Source organism: Bradyrhizobium hipponense (assembly GCF_008123965.1).
In the GTDB taxonomy this organism is placed as follows: domain Bacteria; phylum Pseudomonadota; class Alphaproteobacteria; order Rhizobiales; family Xanthobacteraceae; genus Bradyrhizobium; species Bradyrhizobium hipponense.
This window is the reverse complement of sequence record NZ_VSTH01000055.1, coordinates 50792-72127: the sequence shown is the minus strand read 5'-3', so window position 1 is coordinate 72127 and position 21336 is coordinate 50792. Positions and strand designations below refer to the sequence as shown.

The following is a 21336-nucleotide window of genomic DNA, read 5'->3' as shown; positions in this document are numbered from 1 at the left end:
TCTGCAACACGGGTTGCGCCGCCAGCTCCGCACGCTCACGAACACCTCAGACGCTGACTAAATTTTCGCCTGTTGTAACGTGCGTCCGGCGCCTAGCTTCTAACATCCTACTCCCCGGAGTCCCCTCATGCCTCTCCTCATCCGCGGCGGCACTGTCGTCAATCATGATCATTCGCGCCGCGCCGACGTGCTGATCGACGGCGATAGCATCGTCGCGGTCGGCGCATCGATCGAGGCGCCCACGGGCACGGAGATCATCGATGCCGGCGGCACCTACATCATCCCCGGCGGGATCGATCCGCATACGCATCTCGAAATGCCGTTCATGGGGACGGTCACCGCCGACAATTTCGAGTCGGGGACAAAGGCGGCGCTGAGCGGCGGCACCACCATGGTGGTGGATTTCTGCTTGCCCGATCCGGGCCAGTCGATGCTCGCGGCCTATCAGGAATGGCGGCACAAATCCGAGAAGGCGGCCTCCGACTACGGCTTCCACATGGCGGTGACGTCGTGGTCGAAGCAGATCTATGACGAGATGGAGATCGTGGTCAAAACCTACGGCATCAACACCTTCAAGCACTTCATGGCCTACAAGGGCGCGTTGATGGTGAACGATGACGAGCTCTATAACTCGTTCGCGCGCTGCGCTCATCTTGGTGCGATGCCGGTGGTGCATGCGGAAAACGGCGACGTTGTCGCCTTGATGCAGGAGGCGCTGATCGCGCGCGGCGTCACCGGCCCCGAGGGACACGCCTATTCGCGTCCACCGGAGGTCGAGGGTGAAGCCACCAACCGCGCCATCATGATCGCGGACATGACGGGTACGCCGGTCTACATCGTGCACACCAGCTGCCGCGAAGCCCATGAGGCGATCGCGCGGGCGCGCGCCGCCGGCAAGCGTGTCTATGGCGAGCCGCTGATCCAGCATCTGCTGCTCGATGCCCGCGAATACGAGAACAGGGATTGGGATCACTCCGCGCAGCGGGTGATGTCGCCGCCGTTCCGCGACAAATCGCATCAGGACAGCCTGTGGGCCGGCCTGCAATCCGGCTCGCTCCAGGTGGTCGCAACCGACCATTGCGCGTTCACCACCGAGCAGAAGCGGTTCGGGCTCGGCGACTTCAGAAAGATCCCGAACGGCACCGGCGGCCTGGAAGATCGCTTGGCGCTGCTGTGGACCGCAGGCGTCGCCACCGGGCGGTTGACAAAGGAAGAGTTCGTCGCGGTGACCTCGGCGAACATCGCCCGCATACTCAACATCTATCCGCGCAAGGGTGCAATCGCGGTGGGCTCGGATGCCGATGTCGTGGTGTGGGATCCCAAGGCGACAAAGACCATCAGCGCGAAGCGGCAGGCGAGCCGGATCGATTACAACGTGTTCGAGGGCTTTTCCTGCACGGGCGGGCCGGCCGCGACAATCTCGCGCGGCCGCATCGTGTGGAAGAACGGCGAGTTGCGCGCCGAGGCCGGCGACGGCCGCTACATCGAGCGCCCCGCGTTCTCGCCGGTGCATGTCGCCAACTCCACGTGGAAAGAGCTGACGGCACCGCGTGCCGTGGTCCGCGGCGCGGTCACGCCCTGACCCGCAGACGGCCTGCAATCCGCCTCGTGTTCTGCCAAGGGTTCGACTCCAAAGCCTGTGCCGCTGGCACACGCCTTGCCTCTCGATGTCGAATAACTTTCGGCAGGAGGCACCTATGAGCACACCACCTTTCGATATCAGTCGCCGCAGCGTCGTGTTCGGCGGTCTGGGTATCGCCGGAATGACGGCGGTCGGTCCCCCCGCCCGGGCGCAGGGGCGCAGCGAGACGCTGCTGGTGGTGCAGGAGCTCGGACCAAACTCGCTCGACATGCAGGGCGTCGGCTCCAACCAGACCGTGAACGGCCTGTCCTGGAACTGCTACGATCGCCTGCTGACCTACGCTTCCAAAACGCTGTCCGACGGCACGCCCTCATACGATCGCGCGATACTCGCGCCTGAACTGGCTGAGAGCTGGGAAGTCGCCGCTGACGGCATGTCCTGCACTTTCAAGCTGCGCAAGGACGCGAAATTCCACGACGGAAGCCCGGTGACGGCGAAGGACGTCAAATGGTCGTTCGACCGCGCCGTGAAGGTCGGCGGCTTTCCGACCTTCCAGATGTCGGCGGGATCACTCGAGAAGCCCGAGCAGTTCGTGGTCGTCGACGACCACACCTTTCGCATCGACTATGTGCGCAAGGACAAGATGCTGCTGTTCAACGTGGCGGTCGTCGTGCCCTTCGTCATCAACTCCGAACTCGCCAGGAAGAACGCGACGCCGGAAGACCCTTGGGCGCTGGCGTGGCTCAAGAACAACGAAGCCGGCGGCGGAGCTTACAGGATCGAAAGCTGGAAGCCGGGCAGCGAGACCGTGCTGACGCGGTTCGACGACTGGAAAAGCGGACCACTACCGAAGATCAAGCGGGTGATCGCGCGCGATGTCCCGTCTGCGGGCACCCGCCGCGCGATGCTCGAGCGCGGTGACGCCGATCTCTCCAGCGGGTTTGCGCCGCGGGATTTCGAGCAGATCATCAAGGAGGGAAAGGTCAAGGTATCGGGCGTGCCGATTCCCAATGCGCTCTGGTACGTCGCCCTCAACACTGCAAAGCCGCCGTTCGACAATATCAAGCTGCGCCAGGCCATCGCCTGGGCGATGCCTTACGAGCAGATCCAGGCCAGCGCGTTCTTCGCGCGCGCCGTTCCGATGTACGGCGGATCTACGGATGTCTCAAAGCCGGTGTGGCCGCAGCCGTTTCCCTACGTCACAGATCTCGACAAGGCCAAGGCGTTGATGAAGGAGGCAGGATTCGAGTCCGGCCTGGAGACGACCTTGTCGCTCGACACGGGTACAGCGACCGTCGGCGAGCCGACCGCGATCCTGATCCAGGAAAGTCTCGCCAAGATCGGCATCAAGGCGTCGATCGAGAAAATTCCCGGCGCGAACTGGCGTACGACGCTCAACAAGAAGGAGCTGCCGCTCGCGCTCAACCGCTTCAGCGGCTGGCTCGACTATCCCGAGTACTATTTCTACTGGAATTTTCATGGCAACAACTCGATCTTCAACATCTCCTCCTACCAGAACAAAGCCATGGACGCGCTGATCGACAAGGCGCGCTTCACTACGGATGCAACGGAGTACGAAAAGGCTGTGAAGGATTTCATCGCCTTGTGCATGCGGGACGTTCCGGTCATTCCGCTCAACCAGCCGATCCACGACGTTGCCATGCAGAAGGGCGTGTCCGGTTACGAATTCTGGTTTCACCGTGAGCCGGACTATCGCCAGTTTGCGAAGGGCTAGTGCTGATTGACGATTCGCTTCGAGTGCAAGGCGCACGATCCGAATCGACCGGGGCCAGCGACATGGCGGCTCGATCAGGCTCACGCCGACCGACGAGGGCGCGGCGTTCGAGCTCCGATTCCCACTAGCCTAGATCGCAAACACCCAGGCGGCGAGGATGGTGCCGATGGTGACCAGGCCAGCGATGGTCCAGCCCGCGGCATACTCCAGTTCAGGGTGACCATTTGCCCGCATGATCTCGGCTGGATCGGCGGTATGCTTCCAATGCTCTGCCATGACAGCCTCGCACGTCTCTCCCCGCGTCATATGTAAGTCGCACCAGCCGCCGTTAGGTTCCATCACGGAAATGCGAGGCCTTCCGGACGATGAAGCCGGCGTGAGAGGTCGGCCCAAACAAAAAGCGCGAAAACAACCCCATGCACAGTAGAACGGCCTGGCCGGCGGAAAGCTCGGCCGTGCTGCGTAACCGTTTGACACCTCGGGCCAAAACAGCCGCGCCGCGCAAAAGCGCAGGGCCCGGCGAACTTGCCTTCCATTTCGCGTTGCATGCTAGACTGGTTCCACGCATCCCGCCGCAGGAGGGAAGCCAAAACTGCAGGTCCAGGGAGGCAAGCATGAGAGCCGGCCGATTGATCCTCACCTGCGCGCTCGTCCTCACCAACGCACATCATCTGGCGGCTGCCTCCGGCGCCACACCCGGAAAAATCTCGGGCGCCACGGCGCTGGCGCTCGCGGGCGTGATCGCGCCGCTGTCGCCTGACCTGTCGGGCGCCGAGAAGAGGGCGGTGGCGATGCTGTTCGCCGCCAACAGCGACGTTCCCCACAAGAAGACGATCGTGCTCACCGCGGACAGGATCGTCTGCCGCACCGGCAATGTCGACATCACCTTGCGCAACTGCGAGATCACCTTCGGCAAGAAGGTCAAAACCGTGAACGGCTCCACGGCCAACGAGATCTTCGCGACCGAGGCGCTCGCCGGCATTCCGCCCGACGGCGCGGCGGGATCGAATTTTGAGAGCCTGACGATGCTGAGCTGCACGATCGACCCCAACGCCATCCGCCGGAAGGACGGCAACGGGGCGGATTGCACGTTCCAGCCGGGGAATTGAGCCGGTCTTGGCGGGCGAGCCAACGGTGCCGCGAAATAGCCGCAAGACGAACCAACTAATAAGGCGAATTGAAAAGACAGGCCAAACGAGCGAGCCCATATCGGGCACGCAAGGCCGGCATCAACATGAAGCATTATCTCGCATTTTTCCTGATTCTGACTGCGACAGCGGCGTCCGCGCACGGCCCCATGCCGGCGCCGCTGACGGCGCCCTCCGATATCGTCCGTGTGGGCCTCACCGACTCCGATACGATCGCCGGCGGCACCGCGCGGCTGTGCGACCAGGTCACCTTCTCGCGCGGCCTGCGCTACGGCGAGAGCGAGGCCAATGTGCTCGATGTTGCCGCCAGCACGACCAAGGCGCAGACGCCGCGGCCGGTGCTGCTGTTCGTGGCCGGCGACACCTTCACCGGGGACCGGACCGCGCCGGAGCTGTCCCGCGACATCCAGGACGCCGCGATGTGCTTTGCCGCGCGCAACGACATGATCGGGGTGCGCGTGAACTATCGGCAGGCCCCTGCGGCGACCTGGCCGATGGGTGCGACCGACGTTGGGGCGGCGCTGTCCTGGGTCCACGGCAATATCGACCTGTTCAACGGCGACGCCCGCGAGATCGTCGCGGTCGGCTATGGCGCCGGGGCCTTCCATGTCGCGAGCCTGCTGGCGCATCCCGAGCTCCAGGCCGACCACGCCGATGTCGCCGCGGTCGTGCTGGTGTCCGGAATCTACCGGGTCGGCAAGAACGCCAGCGACAGCGAGAAGGCCTATTTTGGCACGGATGCCAGCCAGTATGACAAGCGGTCGGTCTTTCCCGGCATCCTCAACGTCGACGCGCCGATCGTGCTGGCTTGGGCCGCGGGCGATCCCGCAAACCTCGTGGCGCAGGGCGAGACCCTGAAGAAGACGCTGTGCGGCGCCGGCCACTGCCCGCGCAGCACGATCCTGCGCAGCCGCGACGGCATCGCCGCCGCGTTTGGTTTGGATGGCTCCGGCGACAGCCTCGCCGAACCGACACTGCTGCTGGTGCACCAGCTCGAGGCGCGCGGGCTGCCGTAGCGGCGACGTGACGTTAGTGGGGTTAAACAGATAGAGCCCAGGCCTCAACCTCTCCCGCTTGCGGGAGAGGTCGGCGCGAAGCGCCGGGTGAGGGTTCTCTCCACCCAGGGACTGTTCCATTGCGGAGGCCCCCCACCCCAGCCTCCCCCGCAAGCGCAGGGCAATCGCACATGGACATTCACAAGAGGTCGTCATGCCCGGGCTCGTCCCGGGCATCCACGTTCTTTGTGCTTCGGAGCAAGGCGTGGATGGCCGGGACAAGCCCGGCCATGACGCTGGGGAAGCTTGGTCGCCCCAAGTTCTCACGTGATATGCGATTGCCCTCCCCGGAAGCGGGAGAGGGGGCAGACCTTCCTCGTGGCAACAACGGGGGCTCAATCAGCTCAAGCTTTATCTGCCTCGCGCAGGCTTGAGTGAGCGAGTCAGCACGACTGCCGTTTCGCCTCAAGAGGACGCAAGGGTTGAATCCGGCCGCCCAGCCACAGCTTTGACAAACGCTTGACGTAGATCAACTCACCCTGGGGCAGATCGAGCCGACCTCTCCGGGGACCAACGTCAAGGTGTCGAGCATGCGCGTCACCGGCAGACTGCTGTTCGTTCTGATCTTCGCGTTCGCGGCGCTGGGGGCGATGTCCCAGCAACACGCAGAACAATCCGCGACCGACAGCGAAATCCGCATCGGCAATGTCGTGCCGTATTCGGGACCGCTTTCGGAATTCGGCGCGATCGGCCAGGCGGAGGCCGCCTATTTCGACATGATCAACGATCGGGGCGGCATCAACGGCCGCAAGGTCCGTTTCATCTCGCGCGACGACAATTCCGACCCGACGACGGCGCTGGAGCTGACCCGAAATCTGGTCGAGCAGGACGACGTGCATTTGATGTTCGGATCGTTCGGCACGCCCGGCAATCTCGCCACGCGCTGGTATCTGAACGAAAAGAAAATCCCGCAGCTTTTCGTCGCCTCCGGCGACGAGGAGTTGAGCCAGGCCAAGGCGTTTCCCTGGACCATGGGCTGGCAGCCATCGTTCCGGTCGGAGGGGCGCATCTACGCCAACTACATCCAGGCATATTATCCGCGGAAGAAGATCGTGGTGCTCTGGCAGAACGACCAGTTCGGCCGCATGCTCTACAGGGGCATCCAGGAAGGCCTTGGCGACCTGAACCGTCTCGTCCTCGTCGACATCGCCTTTGACATTGCCGATGAGCATCTCGAAGGGCACGTCTCGATCCTCAAGCGTTCAGGCGCCGATATTTTCGTCTTTCTCGGCGTGCCCTCGACGGCGTCCAAGGTGATCAGGCTGGCGGCGTCACTCAAATGGCGTCCAGTCTTCATTGTGAGCGACGCCTCCGCCTCGATCGCCAATGCGATGGCGCCCGCAGGCCTGGAGAATTCGGCCGGTGTGATCTCGGCGGCCTTTTTGAAGGATCCGAGCGATCCCGCATGGAAAGACGATCCTGCCATGAAGGACTGGTTCGCCTTCATGGACAAGTATCATCACGTCGAGAGTACGAACAACAGCGCCGCGCTCTATGGCTACGCCGCCGCCGAATCGCTGACGCAGGTGCTGAAGCAATGCGGCGACGATCTATCGCGCGAGAACATCATGCGTCAGGCGGCTTCGCTTAAGGGTTATCAGCCCTCCGTTGCGTTGCCCAACATCAAGATGAACACCACGCCGAACAGCTATCTCCCGATCAGGCAGATGCGGCTCGTCCAGTTCGACGGCCGGTCCTGGCAGCCGTTCGGCGAGGTGATCGAGACCGCCTTTACGGAAGGCGCGGCACGATGAGACGCATCCCGTTGCGGGCGATACGACGGTCATACGCGCACCTTTGGCCGGGCTACCCCTCCCCAGCCCTCCCCACAAGGGGGTGACCGTATATGACCTGGAAGTTTGAACGCAGAAGTTTCCACAGCGTCGTGGCCGGGCTTGACCCGGCCATCCACGTCTTGCCACGCGGCACGAAGAACGTGGATGCCCGGGACAAGCCCGGGCATGACGACCTCTTGTGAATGCTCGCATGCGATTTCCCCTTGTCGGGGAGGAGGTGCCACACGGCACACTCTCAATCGGAAAGAGCGCAAGTCTGCGTGCCCTCACGCCGGCTTCAGCGAGGCCAGCGCGCTTTCCAGCAGCGAGCGTACCCGCGCTGCGCACACTTGATATGACCGAATTGAGATCGGCGGCGCCTTTTCGTTTCATCGCGATCGTTTAAGATCGGCAGCGATCTGCATTCGCTCCGCCGGGAGATCCTCCACATGACCGAGACCATCCGCATCAAGCGCTTCCATGCGCGCCCCGTGATCGTGCCGATGAACCTGCCGCTCAAGACCTCGACCGGCGCGGTCGCCAAGGCGCCGCTGGTGCTGATCGATTGCGAGACCGACCAGGGCGTGCGAGGGCATGCCTATCTGTTCTCGATCACGCCCTCGGCCCTGAAGCCGCTGACGGCGATGGTCACGGAAATGTCGGAGCTGCTTGCCGGCGACGAGCTGCTGCCGTTCGAGCTCGAACGCAAACTGACCCAGCGCTTCACGCTGCTTGGGCTGGCCGGCCTGCAGCGGCTGGCGCAATCCGGCATCGACGTGGCGGCGTGGGATGCGCTGGCGCGCAGCAAAGGCCTGCCGCTGGCGCGCCTGCTCGGCGGCGCACCGAAGCCGGTCAAGGCCTACAATTCGAAAGGGCTCGGCATCATGCCGGCAAGCGCTGCCGTCGACGAAGCGCACAAGCTGCTGGCCGAAGGCTTCCACGCCGCAAAGATCCGCGTCGGCCGGCCCGATGCGCGGGAGGATCTCGCGGTCGTGCGCGCGGTGCGAAAGGCCGTCGGCGACCAGGTCACGCTGATGTGCGACTACAATCAGGCGCTGACGGTGACCGAGGCGATCCGCCGCGGCGAGATGCTCGACGACGAAGGCCTGACCTGGATCGAGGAGCCGATCCGCCACGACGACTATGCCGGCTGCGCTCGCATCGCGGACGCGCTGCGCACGCCAGTCCAGATCGGCGAGAACTTTGACAGCGCCTTTTCGATGCAGTCCGCGCTGTCAGCGGAAGCCTGTGACTTCGTGATGCCCGACGTGCAGCGCATCGGCGGCGTCACCGGCTGGCTGCGCGCGGCCTCACTGGCACATGCCGCCGGCGTCGAGATGTCGACGCATCTGTTCTCGGAAGTCAGCGCGCATCTGCTGTGCGTAACGCCGACCGCGCATTGGCTGGAATACGTCGACTGGGCCGACGCGGTGCTGGCGACGCGCCTGACCATCGAGGACGGGTTCGCGCTGCCGAGCGAGGAGCCCGGCAACGGGATTGCGTGGGACGAGGCGGCGGTGACGAAGTATCTGGTGAGCTAACTACGCCTAACGCCTCGAACACCGACGTCGTCCTGGCGACGGCGGAGAGATCGTGTGCGCAACATCCGCCACATCGTGATTGCGAGCGCAGCGAAGCAATCCAGAATCTTTCCGCGACAACAGTCTGGATTGCTTCGCTGCGCTCGCAATGATGGAGCGTGCGGTTGATTGCGCGGCAGTCCGCCGGCCTATCGCGGCTCCGCGCCTGGAATTTTCTTGCGCGATGCCCTGCGCTCGATCCAGACGCAGCGGCGGGCTGCGACGCTGGAGCGCCCGACCGCGGATATTCCTTGGCCGGCCTGGAGCAGGGGCGCGATGTTTTCGCGGAGCGCGCGGCAGTGCGCGACTTCGGCCGGCCAGTCAATCATCGTTGCGTGAGCTGGCAAGGCGATCAGCGCCGAAATCGCCGACGCAAGAGAGATTGCCCGCATCGCCCGCCCCCTTCATTGCGCCGCGCCCGGATTGCGCCGGTAGCGGAAATCGCAATGATCGGCGCCTTGCATGATGGTCTGCGTCCGTGTGAGTTCGACGTCGGGACCGAACCCATCCGCCGTCGCAAAGTCCGCGGTGCAGACCAGGAGAAAGCCGAGCTCGGGCTCGCCGAGGGCCTTGTAGAATTCGGCGTAGGCGCATCGCGTGACGTTGAAGTCGAAGGCGTCATGGGATTGCTCGATCACGTCATAGGCGAGCGCGTCGTCGCGGGCATAGGTCTTGAAGGCGGACGAAACGGCCTTGCCGAGATTGGCCTCGTTCTTCGCCTTCCAGAATTCCTCGCCGAAACCGCGATAAAGATCGCCGAGCGCCTTTCGTACCAGCGCGTTCGCGCGCGCCTCGCCGAGTTCGGCCTGGAGCGCCTTGACCAAGGGCACCAGAACTTGCGCCTGGATTCTGGCCTGTTCGAGGACGGAAACACCCATGAGCGGCCTCGCGTCTGGGATGTGATTGTAGCCCGGAAGGAGCACAGCGCAATCCGGGAAAGACCCGCGGGACAGATCCCGGATTTCGCTGCGCTCCAACCGGGCTACGGACCTACGACAAGCATGAGCCCGCCGAGTGCGAGTGGCTAACCTTCCGCCGGATAGCTCAAACGGCCGTCAGCCTGGATCTGCGCCGCCGCATTCATCGCGGCCTGCTCGATTTTCCCGGGTCCCATAATGTGAAACACGCTCTCGCCGGCGGCGAGCAGGTAATCGGTGATGATACGCCGGTGGCATCGCCACCATAGCGTCTCGGCGCACATGATGGCGCATCGCTGCGCCTGCCCGAGTTCGCGCAGATGCGCGAGCCCCTCGCGAAAGCTCTCGCCCATGGCGTGGTCGGCGTAGTTGTGAAAGCTGTCGTTCTGCCAGAATGCGTTGGTCTCGCGTGACACCTCGCGCTTGCGGCTGCGCAGGCCGCCGAGCGAGGCGATATGCTCATAGCCGATCGAAACGGCCGCAAGTGTTTGCGGCAGGGTCTCGCGGTTGTATTGGGGATTGGTGCGCGAGCGGGGCACCGCGCGAATGTCGGCGACAAACGTAACGGAGGCGCCCTGCAACAGTGCAATGAATTCACCGATCGGACGTGTGGCGTGGCCGATCGTGAAGAATGGATGAGCCATGAGACGCCCCATCTGTCAGATTGCCCGCGGCCCGTCAGTTCCGCAGCAAGCGCAGCGTACGGCCCTTATGCAAGGCGACGTGATCGGTCTTGTCGCTTTTGATCTCGTATTGCGGATCGTCCGGGCTGGCATGGTGGACGTAGCCCTTGTACTCGACGTCTTTGGTGTGCACGCGCAGGATATGGCCGCGCACCCGGCCGGCCTCGGAATTCCAGCTGACGTGATCGCCGCTCTTGAAGGTTTTCGGCATGGCGAACCAATGCCGGACGGCATCGGGCTGTTCCAGTGAGCAAGACGCGCCAGTCCGTCTACGCTCTACGAGCTACGCCGGACACGCTTCGCCCGATGGTCTTGGCTGCGCCACGCGAAGCCGAAGGCGAAGCGTGGTGGGCACGACAGGGATCGAACCTGTGACCCCTACCATGTCAAGGTAGTGCTCTCCCGCTGAGCTACGTGCCCTAGAAATCGTCTAGATCGGGTGGGGTCCCTATAACGGCTCAGGAGAGCCGGCGCAAGGACGGAACAGGCGGATTTAGGCGGCCAGCATCTTGTTCACTTCGCTCACCAATTCGCGCAGGTGCACGGGTTTGGACAGCACCTTGGCGTTCTTGGGGGCGTCCGAATCCGAGTTCAGCGCCACCGCGGCAAAGCCGGTGATGAACATGATCTTGATGTCGGGATCGAGTTCCGAGGCCCGGCGGGCGAGCTCGATGCCGTCCATCTCCGGCATCACGATGTCGGTCAGGAGCATCTCGAACGGCTCTTCCCGCAACCGCTGATAGGCGGCCATGCCATTGTCATGGGACGAGACCTGAAAACCGGCGTTTTCCAGCGCCTTGACCAGGAAACGGCGCATGTCGTTGTCGTCTTCGGCGAGCAGGATTTTTGGCATGGCAGGAACGTTGAATCCCCAAGGCATCAGCAGCGGTCACTAAGCCCGACAGAGGGTAAATTTCGGGTGAAAATCTTTAACCTCAGCGAAACCCTTGGCGAGCTGTGCGAGCGCCCCTTGTGAACCCGAATGCGGCCGGAAGCAATCGAGCGGCTCGGAGACACCCTCCTCCATCCCCGCAGGGTTAAGATACGTTCCAGTGCCGATCGCATCTTTTCGCTTGGCAGAGCGGTTGCGATTCCGGACAATGAGGACACATAAGAGCCGCTCGACCGGCCGAATCGATTCGATCCGGATCTTGCCGGATCTTTCCGGATCTTGCGGCGCGAAGGGACGAAGCCTGAGAAGATGACCCGGTTTGACGGCGAAGCGTCGCCAGCCTTCGAGATCGTGGAGCCCGCGCAATGGCGCGCGCCGGTCATCTTCAACTCGCCCCATTCCGGCTCGAGCTACCCGGACGAATTCCTCACGACCTCGCGGATCGACCTGCCGACGCTGCGGCGGTCGGAAGATTCCTTCATGGACGAGCTGATCGGCCATCTCAGCGACCGCGGCTTTCCGACCGTGCGGGTCAACTTTCCCCGCTCCTATGTCGACGTCAATCGCGAGCCCTATGAGCTCGACCCACGGATGTTCTCGGGCCGCCTGCCGAGCTTCGCCAATACCCGCTCGATGCGGGTGGCGGGCGGGCTCGGCACCATCCCGCGCGTGGTCGGCGACGGCCAGGAGATCTATCGCGAGCGCATCATGGTCGACGATGCGCTGGCGCGGATCGAGACGCTCTACAAGCCCTACCACCGCGCGCTGCGCCGTCTGATCAACAAGGTGCACCAGATGTTCGGCACCGTGGTGCTGGTCGACTGCCACTCGATGCCCTCGGTCGGCGTCTCCCGTGACGAGCCGCGCCGGCCCGATATCGTGATCGGCGACCGCTATGGCACGAGCTGCACGCCGCTGTTGCCGGACCGGGTCGAGGAAACCATGAGCGGGCTCGGCTATTCGATCGGCCGCAACAAGCCCTACGCCGGCGGCTTCATTACCGAGCACTACGGCAATCCGGCCAGCGGCCTGCATGCCGTCCAGCTCGAGCTGAACCGTGCGATCTACATGGACGAGCGGCGGCGCGAGCGCAGCCCGCGCTTCGCTCAGGTCGCGTCCGATTTCGCGGTGCTTGCCGACGTGCTGGCGACGACGATCCCGTTTGGCGATCTCGGCCCGTTCCAGGCCGCGGCCGAATAGGCGCAAGCTTCGCCGCGCGATCACATCGCGACCGGACACAGCAGCAAGCCCAAGCGGATCGAGCGCGGAATCTTCGCTTTGCGTTTTCGCGCGCTTGAAGTGAAGACGAAGGCCCCAAGAAAAAAGGGCCGCTTGTTATGAACAAGCGGCCCAAGTCTAGGGAGGAAACGCCCAAGGAGGGCAGCGGTAACGCAGAGCGCTACCGCACCGCAACAATATGCGGCCGCGCCGCACAAAGTGCAAGGGCTTTTGAGCCGTTTCCCATGCAAAACACACATGGCTCGGTTGCTTCCAGAGAAACCCAGATTCAGTTCCTTTGATAAGGAAATTCAATGGGTTGATTGTCATTTGCATACGAATGAGGCAAGCCCGGAACTAAGCATTCAACTTAATGATCGATATTTGGCCAAGCCATGGCTCGCTGAGGCAACATGGTGTGGCATCCAAAATACCAGGGAGCAAATCAAGACAGCGCTGCCCGTCACAGGCGAATTGAGGTAGGCAGATGCGAAGCTTCACCCGACTTTCGCTTTGAGGAGACGCCGTGACGGTGATCGACTTCTCCGCCTTCATCGGACGGCTCGCCACTGCGTCCGGCGAAACCATCCTGCCGTTCTTCCGCACCTCGCTGTCGATCGACGACAAGAGCAAAACCAAGGATTTCGATCCCGTGACGGAGGCCGACCGTGCCGCTGAAGCGGTGATGCGGCGGCTGATCAAGGCCAACTTCCCCCAGCACGGCATCGTCGGCGAGGAATTCGGCAGCGAGCGCGAGGATTCGGAGTATGTCTGGGTGCTCGATCCCATCGATGGCACCAAGTCCTTCATCGGCGGCTTCCCGATCTGGGGCACGCTGATCGCGCTCCTGCACAAGGGGGCGCCGGTGTACGGCATGATGCACCAGCCCTTCATCGGCGAGCGCTTTTCCGGCGACAACGGCTCGGCCCATTATAAAGGTCCCTCCGGCGAGCGCCGGCTCCAGGTCCGCCGCTGTGCCTCGCTCAGCGAGGCCACGACCTACACCACCAGCCCGCTGCTGATGAACGAGCACGATCGCGCCATCTTCGGCCGCATCGAGCAGGGCGCGCGGCTGTCGCGCTATGGCGGCGATTGCTACTCCTATTGCATGCTGGCCGCCGGCCACGTCGATCTCGTGGTCGAGACCGAGCTGAAGCCGTATGACATCGCAGCGCTGATCCCGATCGTGACCGGCGCCGGCGGCGTCGTCACCACCTGGGAGGGCAAGCCGGCCCAGGGCGGCGGCCGCATCATCGCCGCCGGTGACGCGCGGGTCCACGAAGAAGCAATGAAACTGCTGGGCGGATAAGCGATGCGAGGGGCTTGATGAAAAACTGGCGCAAGCGCCTCCTCGCGATCCCGTTTCTGTTTCCGGCGCTCGCATCCGCCCAGAACGCGGTCGCAAAGGCCACGCGCAAGGCGCCACGTGAAGTCGCGAAAGCTCTTCACTGCGGGCGCGAGCGATGAGGGCCAGCTCAGCGCGCGTATAAGCCTTCGACGATCGGCAATCGAGCGGCCCGGACAGCCGGAAACAATCCACCGATCAGGCCCACGATCAGTGCAAGCGCGACGCCCTCGGCGATCAGCCAGGGACTAAGCTTGAAGTCGAACACCACCTGCGTAAAGTTGCCGCCAAGGGTAGACGCCGTGACGCCGTCAAAAATCAGATAGGTCGCGGCGGCGCCCAGCAGGCCGCCGATAACGGCGAGCAAAAGCGACTCGGCGAGCGTGCCGACAAAGGCGGGGAAGCCGCCGAAGCCGATAGCGCGCAGCGTTGCGATCTCTGTCGCGCGGGCTGCGACCGACGAATACATCGTGTTAAGCGCGCCGGCGACCGCGCCCAGGGCCATCGCGATCGCCAGCGGCCAGCCGAGCTTCTGAATCAGGTCGGAGGTCTGGGAGGCCTGCTCGGCGAAGTAGGCTGCTTCGGATTTGACATCGAGCTTCAGCCGCGGTTCGTTGTCGCTGTAGCTCTTGAGCTCGTTGAGTGCGGCCGGCCCGGTGAGGCGCGCGCGCACGGTTTGCACGACGTTGTTCCGGTTGAACAGGCTCTGCACCACATTAAGGTCGGCCCATATCTCGGATTCGAACACGCTGCCCCCGGCCTCGAACACGCCGACGACGTTCCAGCGCGAGGCGCCGAACGACACGGTGGAGCCGACGTCGAATCCCTCGAACTCGCGCAACAATGCCTTGCCGACCACGACCTCATTGCTGCCTCGGTTGAACATGCGGCCTGCGGTGATGGCAATGTCCTTGCGTAAGGTCGTCCCCTGTTCACCGATTCCGCGCAGCGGAAGGTTCGCCTTGGTCTTGGTCGAACGCTTGATGCCGTCGACCACGAGATAGAGTTCCGGCGATATCAGGGGCTTGCCGTCGCTACCGCGGGCGATGCCGGGACCGTCCTCGATCAGCCGCACCTGGTCGCGGCTCACCGTGCTGTTGATCTCGGCCTGCGAGCCGGCCCGCAGCACGATGGCGATGTCGTCGGCCCCGGACCCCGCGATGGTGCGCTGGAAGCCGTTGGCCATCGCCAGGAACGCGAGCAGCACGATCACCACCAGGGCGATCGCGATCACGGTCGAGAGGGAGAGCCAGCGCCGCTGTCCAATGCTCTTGAGATTGATGGCGGTAACCGCCGCGACTTGAAGCCAAAGCGAACGCATACCTACCCCCGTCCGAGCGCGGTTGCAATCTTGAGCCGCATGGCGTTGAGCGCCGGAATGATTCCGGTGATCAGTCCAAGCGCGATCATCAGTGCCAATCCTTGCAGCGCGATCGTTGGCGATACCGAAAAAGCGGGCGCGACGTTGGCGAGGCTGTTGCGGAGCGCCATCGCAATAAGCCCCGCAATCGCCAGTCCGGGAATGCCGCCGAGCAGCGCCAGCAGCACGGACTCGCCGAGCACCATCGCGAGGATGCGCGGGCCAGAAAAGCCGAGGGTCTTCAGTACGCCGATCTCGCGCGTGCGCTCCCGGATCGACAGCGCCATCGTGTTGCCGACGATCATTAGGATGGTGACGAAGGCGGCGCCGACCACCAGCAACACGATCAGCGCGATGTTGCCGAACTGGGCCGCGAAAGCCTTGCCGAACGCCTTTTCGGTATCGGTCGAGGTCTCGGCGGTGGAATTGGCGAACATCGCGTCGATTGCCTTAGCCACCCGATCGTTGTTTTCGGGCGAGGTGGTCTGAAGGATCATCCAGCCGATGGTGTCCTTGCCGAAACTGCGGGTCTCATCGAAATAGGCGTACTGGAACAGGAGGAAGTTAGTGTCGATGTGCTCGGCCTTGCCCTTGACGATGCCGGCAATGGCGAGATCCCAGGTGTGGCCGCCGCTCTTCTGGCTGAAGATGTTGCTGTTAAGTGGAATGCGATCGCCGATCTTCCAACCCCACTTCTGCGCCAGCTTTTCGCCGACCACCGCGCTACCGCGGTCCCGCATGAAGGCCTGAAGCTGTTCGGGTGGAACCTCGAATTCGCTGCGGTAGACGTCGAAGTAGGTATTCGGCTCGATCGCGAGCGCCATGATGAAGTTCTTCGGGTCCTGATAATAGCCGCCGAACCAGTTGGCGAAGGTCACCTGCCGCACGCCCTCTACCGCACGGACGCGATTGAAGTAGGCGATCGGCATCGGCTGGGTGAAGTTGATCTTGTTGACGGTAATCATCCGGTCCGCCGCGGCGCGATCCTCGCCGGCGGTAAAGGCGCGGTAAAATCCGGCGAGCACACCGAAGATCATGAAGGCGATCAGGATCGACACGATCATCAGGCTGGCGCGCAATTTGCGGCGAAACAGGTTTTTCCGGACCAGGTCGAAATCGTTCACGCGGCCAGCTCCCGTTCGACGAAACGGCCCTTGTCGAGATGCAGGACGCGCTTGGCATAGTTTGCCGCGGCAGGATCGTGCGTCACCATCACGATGGTCTTGCCGAGTTCGCCATTGAGCAGTTGCAGGATCGAAAGGATCTCGTCGGCGGACTGCCGGTCGAGATCGCCGGTCGGTTCGTCGCATAGCAAGAGGTTCGGATCGGAGACAATGGCGCGCGCAATCGCCACGCGCTGCTGCTGGCCGCCCGACATTTCGCGCGGACGGTGCTTGGTGCGATCGGCGAGGCCGACCACGGAAAGAGCGGTGTGAACGCGCTCGGCGCGCTCTTTGCGGTTCAACCTGGTGAGCAACAGTGGCAGTTCGACATTCTGCGCCGCAGTCAGCATCGGCATCAGATTGTAGAACTGGAAGATGAAGCCGATATTGGCGGCGCGCCAGGTGGCAAGTTCGCCCTCGGAAAGCCCATCGATGCGCTGGTCGGCAACCGCGATCTCGCCGGCGTCTGCGCGGTCGATGCCGCCCAGCAGGTTGAGCAGCGTGGTCTTGCCTGAACCGGATGGCCCCATGACGGCAATGAAGTCGCCGCGGGGGATCCCGAGGTCGAGATGATCGAAGATCGAGATCGTCTCCTTTCCCTTGGTGAAACGTTTAGCTACGCCGGTCAGGCGAATCATCGGATGCTCGGCTGTCACGCTCGTCTCCTTCTCAAGGAATCCAGCTTGGGGTTAGTTCGCGGCGGTGGCTTCAGCGGCGCCCTTTCCCTTGGCCTCCACGAGGAAATTCACTTTGACCGCCATGTCGGGCAGGATGCGCGGGTCCTTCTTGTCGAAGCGGATGCGGACCTTCACCGTGGCCTTCTCGCGGTTCGCCGTCGGCACGATCGCGATCACCGAGGCCGGAATGGTCCAGTCCGGATAGGCATCCAGCATCGCGCTCACGGCGCCACCGGGGACGACCCGGCCGATGAAGGCTTCATTGACGTCGACCTCGATTTCGATCGAATCCATGTCGACGATGGTGCAGATACCGGTGCGGGTATAGCCGCCGACTGACATCGGCGAAATCATCTCGCCCGGCTGTGCGCTACGGTCGATGACAACGCCGGCGAACGGCGCTCGAATTTGATGCTTGTCAAGCATCGAGCCGCTGCGCTTGGCGTCGATCGTGGCGGTCTCGAATTGCGACTTGGCCTGGCGCAATTGCGCGCTGAGCACGCCGACCCGGGCCTGTGCCTTGGTCAGATCGGCCTCGGTGGCGAAATTCTTTTGCGACAGTGTTTGGACCCGCGACATGATCCGGGTCGCATCCTCCAGATCCGCGGTGATCGCGGCCACCGCGGCATCTGCCGTCTCGACCCGCGAGCGGGCCAGCTCATAATCCTTTTCGGCAAGCACGCTATCGAGGCGCGCGACGATCTGACCGTCGTTCACCGTCATGCCTTCGTCGATGAAGACCTCGACCACTTTTCCGGTGATCTCGGCGGCAACGGTTGCCTTGCGGCGCGCCACCACATAGCCGGAGGCCGCCAGACTGCCCGCCGCCTTGTTATTCGTTGTAGTTCGTTCGGGCTGTGGCGTCTCGGACTGCGGGGCGGATGCGATCTGCGATGCGGTCTCCTTCGGCGGATATTGTCTGCGAAATTCGAAAGCGGCAAAGGCGGCGAATGCGACGACGCAGGCGACGATCGCCGCCGAGATTGGCAACCGGCGGCTACTCGATCGCTCCGCCTTGTTAGCGCTGCGATCGATCGTCAGCGATCTCAGCAATTTGGTCTTGTCGTCGGTCATCGTTCGTTTCCATCCGGTTCTTCGCTGCAGCTTGCGCGGGCGGCATCGTCTCTCGCGCTGTCGGTCTTGCTCACGGCCGGATTACTTGTCTCGCCATTAATAAGGGCAGGCCTCAAGTTCGGTAAGGCGGGCCCCGTCGGTTGCAATCCACATTCGGCTCTCGCGAGCGCCGGGCGGCGCCCGTTTTCGACAAGGCGAGTTGCAGGAAATTTAAAGCTTAACAGCGACAGAGGCAATTCCTGAAACTAGCAGGCGTTGTACTCCATGTTGCCAGTTGTGGCCACGCGCGAATCCTTCGCCTGAACGCCCGCCGGCTTCCGAAAACCGCTCAAAACTCGGCACAACCTCGCAACGGGAACCGGTCGCTGGAATCGGCCGTCGATGGCAAAAATGTCGCGCTCCAGCGATCTCTGGGACAACGCCGGCACAATCTCCGAGAGCCTCCAATGATGGCGCCATTGCGCGCAGATGCAAGTGAGCGCTCCAGGGGAGCGTCAGAGCAGCGCCCCGTCACACCGCCGCGGCCCTTAAATGCTCCACCAGCATCTTGGCCGGTCGCGGCAGTGTCTTGAAGCTGCGCGCGCAGATCACGAGGCGGCGATTGGCGAAGGCGTCGCGCAGGCGAACTATGGCGAGCGGCATCAGTTTGGCGCAGCGGCGGGCGGCGGCTTCGGGCACGAGGGCTACGCCGACATCGGCGGCGACGAGCTGGCAGATCGCGTCGAAGTCGCGCAGGCGGGCGCGGAAATGCGGCCGCATGCCGAGCCGGGCCGCGTGCTTCGAGATGTGCATCTGCAGCGCGGTGGCGCTGGTCAGCCCGACGAAGTCGCAGGCCCCCGCCTCCTGGAAATCGATCTGGCGGCGCCCGGCGAACGGGCCGCGCCGCGACGTCACCAGCATCAGGCGATCCTCGCTGAAGGAGAACCGCTCGATGTGGTCGGGCAGCGCGTGCTCGGCGGCAAATCCGAGGTCGGCGGCGCCCGCGGTGATCGCAGCCGCAATGTCGGTGCTCTCGCGCTCCTCGATGTCGATGGCGACGTCGCGATGCTCGCGCAGAAAGCCGGCGAGCGCCTTCGGCAGATGCTCCGACAGGCCCGAGGTGTTGGCGAGGAAATGCACGCTCGCCCGCACACCGCTGGCAAAGCCGGCGAGATCGCCGCGCATGGCGTCGATCTGGTGGATGACGAGGCGGGCGTGATCAAGCAGGCTCTCGCCCGCCGCGGTCAACTCCACGCCGCGGCGCCCGCGCTTGAGCAGCGCAACGCCGAGCGCCTCCTCGAGCCCCTTGATGCGCGCGCTCGCCGAGGCCAGGGCCAGGTGCGAGCGCTCCGCGCCGCGGGTGATGCTGCGCTGGTCGGCGACTGCGATGAAGAGTTGGAGGTCAACGAGGTCGAAGCGCATGGCGTCTCCTCAGCCTTCGCTCCAGACGAAGGCTGTCTGCGTAACCTCCAGATTGTGCCGGGGCGCGGCTTCGGTCAATGTGCAGGGATGATCGACCCGCTCCTCATCGTCATCGCCGCCGTGTTCCTGGTTGCCGGATTCGTCAAGGGCGTGATCGGGCTCGGCCTGCCGACCGTGTCGATGGGCCTGCTTGCAGTGAGCATGGCCCCCAGCCGGGCGATCGCCATCGTGATCGTGCCGGCCATCGTCACCAACATCTGGCAGACCTTCGTCGGCCCTCACTTGCGCGACATCCTGAGACGGCTGTGGCCGCTGATGATCGGCACAGTGATCGGATGCTGGCTCAATGCCGGCGCGCTGACCGGTCCGCATGCGCGCTACGGCACGATCGTACTCGGCGTGCTGCTGGTGATCTACGCAATCATCGGGCTGAACAAGTTTCACTTCCGCGTCGCGCCGCAGAACGAGAAATGGGTTGGCGGCGTGGTCGGTGTCGTCACCGGCGTGATCTCGGCCTCGACCGGTGTGCAGGTGATCCCCTCGATGCCGTTCATGCAGGCGATCGGCATGGAGAAGGACGAACTGGTGCAGGCGCTCGGCGTGTTCTTCACCACTGCGACACTGGCGCTCGCCTTCAACCTGACGGCCGGCGGATTGCTGACGGCGGCCAATGCCGTGCCCGGCGCCGTGGGCATGGCCTGCGCCTTTGCCGGCATGTTCATCGGCCAGTCGGTGCGGGCGCGGATGCCGGCGGAGGCATTTCGCCGCTGGTTCCTGATCGCGATGATCCTGCTTGGCCTTTATCTCGCCGGCAGCCCAGTGTTGAAGGAATTCGCGTAGGGGAGAACGTAGGGTGGGTTAGTCGTGCAGATGCGCGAAGCGCAGCTGCTCGGCGTAACCCACCACTGTTCGCATCTGCAGGGACAGAAGAGGTGGGTTACGCCTTGCGACTGCGCTTCGCGCAGCCGCGCGGCTAACCACCCTACGCAGCTCAGCCCTTATCATTCGTTCGAATGAGTTACCGCGTCTCCAGCATGGCGACGCGAATGCCGAGATAGATGAAGAGGCCGCCAAGGGTACGGTTGATCCAGGCGATCACGCCTTCGGACTGCCGGAGCCGGTGGGCGGCCTTCGCCGCGAATGCCGCCAGCACCAGGCACCACAATGTTCCCGTGCAGATGAAGATCAGGCCCAGCGTCAGAAAGGCGAGCGGCTTGTGCGGCGCGTCGGCTGCGACGAATTGTGGCAGGAACGCCAGGAAGAACAGCGCAACCTTGGGATTGAGCGCATTGGTGAAGACGCCCTGGAGGAAGGCGCGCCGCAGCGAGGTCCGCTCGGGCTCGTCAATCGCCGACGCCAGCGCCGGGCGCGACCACAGCATCCGCAAGCCGGTCACGATGAGATAGGCCGCGCCGGCCAGCTTCAGGATCGAGAAGGCGGTGGATGAGGCCATCAGCAGGGCCGAAAGGCCGATCGCCGCGCCCGCGACATGGAAAAAGCAGCCACAACTGATGCCGAAGGCGGCAGCGGCCCCGCCCCGCCACCCCATCTGCATGCTGCGGCCGATGACATAGACCGTATCCGGCCCTGGCGTGATATTGAGCAGCAATCCCGACAGGACGAAGAGCCAGATCTCGTGAATGCCCAGCATGCCGTTCCCCCGCCGCCCCGATCGGGCGGTCTCAAGCGATTCGGCTTAATCGGTTCGGCCCGCACCGTCCACCGCCGCGA

Annotated in this window: 20 protein-coding genes and 1 tRNA gene; 9 read left to right on the top strand and 12 right to left on the bottom strand. The window is 63.7% G+C overall.

Features of this window, described 5'->3' with window-relative positions; genetic code table 11:
* Positions 1–127 precede the first annotated feature (127 nt).
* Positions 128–1582 carry a dihydropyrimidinase gene (gene hydA, locus FXV83_RS17905; RefSeq protein WP_148740719.1) on the top strand — a complete coding sequence of 485 codons (1455 nt, stop codon included), beginning with the start codon at positions 128–130 and terminating at the stop codon, positions 1580–1582.
* Between the two features lie 115 nt (positions 1583–1697).
* Complete coding sequence (locus tag FXV83_RS17900; protein WP_148740718.1) at positions 1698–3317, top strand: ABC transporter substrate-binding protein; 1620 nt, start codon at positions 1698–1700, stop codon at positions 3315–3317.
* Positions 3318–3446: 129 nt separating this feature from the next.
* Here FXV83_RS17900 and FXV83_RS42815 read toward each other — a convergent pair whose 3' ends face one another.
* On the bottom strand, positions 3447–3593 hold the full coding sequence (locus FXV83_RS42815) for a hypothetical protein (protein ID WP_187435981.1): 147 nt from the start codon (positions 3591–3593) through the stop codon (positions 3447–3449).
* 338 nt (positions 3594–3931) lie between these two features.
* Between FXV83_RS42815 and FXV83_RS17895 the strand changes: the two genes are divergently transcribed.
* The 4 genes from FXV83_RS17895 (at position 3932) to FXV83_RS17875 (ending at position 8836) form a co-directional block, all read left to right on the top strand.
* Positions 3932–4426, top strand: coding sequence for a hypothetical protein (locus tag FXV83_RS17895; RefSeq protein WP_148740717.1), 495 nt, complete (start codon positions 3932–3934; stop codon positions 4424–4426).
* A 125-nt stretch (positions 4427–4551) separates the two neighbouring features.
* Positions 4552–5481: an alpha/beta hydrolase gene (locus tag FXV83_RS17890; RefSeq protein WP_148740716.1), complete on the top strand. Its 930-nt coding sequence runs from the start codon at positions 4552–4554 to the stop codon at positions 5479–5481.
* A gap of 569 nt (positions 5482–6050) precedes the next feature.
* Complete coding sequence (locus FXV83_RS17885; RefSeq protein WP_148740715.1) at positions 6051–7274, top strand: ABC transporter substrate-binding protein; 1224 nt, start codon at positions 6051–6053, stop codon at positions 7272–7274.
* 470 nt (positions 7275–7744) lie between these two features.
* Entirely contained in the window at positions 7745–8836 is a 1092-nt protein-coding gene (locus FXV83_RS17875; RefSeq protein WP_148740713.1) for an enolase C-terminal domain-like protein, read from the top strand.
* A 443-nt stretch (positions 8837–9279) separates the two neighbouring features.
* On the opposite strand, the gene FXV83_RS17865 is transcribed toward FXV83_RS17875, so the two are convergent.
* The 5 genes from FXV83_RS17865 to cpdR form a co-directional block, all read right to left on the bottom strand.
* Positions 9280–9753 (bottom strand): L-2-amino-thiazoline-4-carboxylic acid hydrolase, encoded by a 474-nt coding sequence (locus FXV83_RS17865; protein WP_148740711.1) that lies wholly within the window; start codon positions 9751–9753, stop codon positions 9280–9282.
* A 146-nt stretch (positions 9754–9899) separates the two neighbouring features.
* The gene (locus tag FXV83_RS17860) at positions 9900–10436 is read right to left on the bottom strand and encodes a DUF488 domain-containing protein (RefSeq protein ID WP_148740710.1); all 537 of its coding nucleotides are present in this window, start codon (positions 10434–10436) and stop codon (positions 9900–9902) included.
* Positions 10437–10470: 34 nt separating this feature from the next.
* Complete coding sequence (locus tag FXV83_RS17855; RefSeq protein ID WP_148740709.1) at positions 10471–10686, bottom strand: hypervirulence associated TUDOR domain-containing protein; 216 nt, start codon at positions 10684–10686, stop codon at positions 10471–10473.
* 134 nt (positions 10687–10820) lie between these two features.
* Positions 10821–10895 (bottom strand) — tRNA-Val (locus FXV83_RS17850).
* Positions 10896–10968: 73 nt separating this feature from the next.
* Complete coding sequence (gene cpdR / locus FXV83_RS17845) at positions 10969–11328, bottom strand: cell cycle two-component system response regulator CpdR (RefSeq protein ID WP_007597092.1); 360 nt, start codon at positions 11326–11328, stop codon at positions 10969–10971.
* Positions 11329–11676: 348 nt separating this feature from the next.
* On the opposite strand from cpdR, the gene FXV83_RS17840 reads away from it, so the two are divergent.
* Both FXV83_RS17840 and hisN read left to right on the top strand, forming a co-directional pair.
* A complete protein-coding gene (locus FXV83_RS17840) occupies positions 11677–12567 on the top strand; it encodes an N-formylglutamate amidohydrolase (protein WP_148740708.1) in 891 nt (296 codons plus the stop codon).
* A 544-nt stretch (positions 12568–13111) separates the two neighbouring features.
* On the top strand, positions 13112–13894 hold the full coding sequence (hisN, locus tag FXV83_RS17835; protein WP_148740707.1) for a histidinol-phosphatase: 783 nt from the start codon (positions 13112–13114) through the stop codon (positions 13892–13894).
* 166 nt (positions 13895–14060) lie between these two features.
* On the opposite strand, the gene FXV83_RS17830 is transcribed toward hisN, so the two are convergent.
* The 5 genes from FXV83_RS17830 to FXV83_RS17810 form a co-directional block, all read right to left on the bottom strand.
* Positions 14061–15251: an ABC transporter permease gene (locus FXV83_RS17830; protein WP_148740706.1), complete on the bottom strand. Its 1191-nt coding sequence runs from the start codon at positions 15249–15251 to the stop codon at positions 14061–14063.
* A 2-nt stretch (positions 15252–15253) separates the two neighbouring features.
* On the bottom strand, positions 15254–16414 hold the full coding sequence (locus FXV83_RS17825) for an ABC transporter permease (protein WP_148740705.1): 1161 nt from the start codon (positions 16412–16414) through the stop codon (positions 15254–15256).
* Positions 16411–17091, bottom strand: a complete 681-nt coding sequence (locus tag FXV83_RS17820; RefSeq protein ID WP_148740740.1) for an ABC transporter ATP-binding protein — start codon at positions 17089–17091, stop codon at positions 16411–16413. The genes FXV83_RS17825 and FXV83_RS17820 overlap by 4 nt, the downstream gene beginning before the upstream one ends.
* 51 nt (positions 17092–17142) lie before the next feature.
* Entirely contained in the window at positions 17143–18204 is a 1062-nt protein-coding gene (locus FXV83_RS17815) for an efflux RND transporter periplasmic adaptor subunit (RefSeq protein ID WP_148740704.1), read from the bottom strand.
* A 510-nt stretch (positions 18205–18714) separates the two neighbouring features.
* Complete coding sequence (locus tag FXV83_RS17810) at positions 18715–19605, bottom strand: LysR substrate-binding domain-containing protein (RefSeq protein WP_148740703.1); 891 nt, start codon at positions 19603–19605, stop codon at positions 18715–18717.
* An 87-nt stretch (positions 19606–19692) separates the two neighbouring features.
* Here FXV83_RS17810 and FXV83_RS17805 point away from each other — a divergent pair, with 87 nt between their 5' ends.
* Entirely contained in the window at positions 19693–20445 is a 753-nt protein-coding gene (locus tag FXV83_RS17805) for a sulfite exporter TauE/SafE family protein (RefSeq protein WP_148740702.1), read from the top strand.
* A gap of 178 nt (positions 20446–20623) precedes the next feature.
* Here FXV83_RS17805 and FXV83_RS17800 read toward each other — a convergent pair whose 3' ends face one another.
* Positions 20624–21256 carry a LysE family translocator gene (locus FXV83_RS17800; RefSeq protein WP_148740701.1) on the bottom strand — a complete coding sequence of 211 codons (633 nt, stop codon included), beginning with the start codon at positions 21254–21256 and terminating at the stop codon, positions 20624–20626.
* Positions 21257–21336: the final 80 nt, after the last annotated feature.

Excerpts from the sequence above, each read along its gene's own strand:
- hydA (WP_148740719.1), top strand. The coding sequence starts at position 128 with ATGCCTCTCCTCATCCGCGGCGGCACTGTCGTCAATCATGATCATTCG.
- FXV83_RS17900 (WP_148740718.1), top strand. The coding sequence starts at position 1,698 with ATGAGCACACCACCTTTCGATATCAGTCGCCGCAGCGTCGTGTTCGGC.
- FXV83_RS42815 (WP_187435981.1), bottom strand. The coding sequence starts at position 3,593 with ATGGCAGAGCATTGGAAGCATACCGCCGATCCAGCCGAGATCATGCGG.
- FXV83_RS17895 (WP_148740717.1), top strand. The coding sequence starts at position 3,932 with ATGAGAGCCGGCCGATTGATCCTCACCTGCGCGCTCGTCCTCACCAAC.
- FXV83_RS17890 (WP_148740716.1), top strand. The coding sequence starts at position 4,552 with ATGAAGCATTATCTCGCATTTTTCCTGATTCTGACTGCGACAGCGGCG.
- FXV83_RS17885 (WP_148740715.1), top strand. The coding sequence starts at position 6,051 with ATGCGCGTCACCGGCAGACTGCTGTTCGTTCTGATCTTCGCGTTCGCG.
- FXV83_RS17875 (WP_148740713.1), top strand. The coding sequence starts at position 7,745 with ATGACCGAGACCATCCGCATCAAGCGCTTCCATGCGCGCCCCGTGATC.
- FXV83_RS17865 (WP_148740711.1), bottom strand. The coding sequence starts at position 9,753 with ATGGGTGTTTCCGTCCTCGAACAGGCCAGAATCCAGGCGCAAGTTCTG.
- FXV83_RS17860 (WP_148740710.1), bottom strand. The coding sequence starts at position 10,436 with ATGGCTCATCCATTCTTCACGATCGGCCACGCCACACGTCCGATCGGT.
- FXV83_RS17855 (WP_148740709.1), bottom strand. The coding sequence starts at position 10,686 with ATGCCGAAAACCTTCAAGAGCGGCGATCACGTCAGCTGGAATTCCGAG.
- cpdR (WP_007597092.1), bottom strand. The coding sequence starts at position 11,328 with ATGCCAAAAATCCTGCTCGCCGAAGACGACAACGACATGCGCCGTTTC.
- FXV83_RS17840 (WP_148740708.1), top strand. The coding sequence starts at position 11,677 with ATGACCCGGTTTGACGGCGAAGCGTCGCCAGCCTTCGAGATCGTGGAG.
- FXV83_RS17830 (WP_148740706.1), bottom strand. The coding sequence starts at position 15,251 with ATGCGTTCGCTTTGGCTTCAAGTCGCGGCGGTTACCGCCATCAATCTC.
- FXV83_RS17820 (WP_148740740.1), bottom strand. The coding sequence starts at position 17,091 with ATGATTCGCCTGACCGGCGTAGCTAAACGTTTCACCAAGGGAAAGGAG.
- FXV83_RS17815 (WP_148740704.1), bottom strand. The coding sequence starts at position 18,204 with ATGACCGACGACAAGACCAAATTGCTGAGATCGCTGACGATCGATCGC.
- FXV83_RS17810 (WP_148740703.1), bottom strand. The coding sequence starts at position 19,605 with ATGCGCTTCGACCTCGTTGACCTCCAACTCTTCATCGCAGTCGCCGAC.
- FXV83_RS17805 (WP_148740702.1), top strand. The coding sequence starts at position 19,693 with ATGATCGACCCGCTCCTCATCGTCATCGCCGCCGTGTTCCTGGTTGCC.
- FXV83_RS17800 (WP_148740701.1), bottom strand. The coding sequence starts at position 21,256 with ATGCTGGGCATTCACGAGATCTGGCTCTTCGTCCTGTCGGGATTGCTG.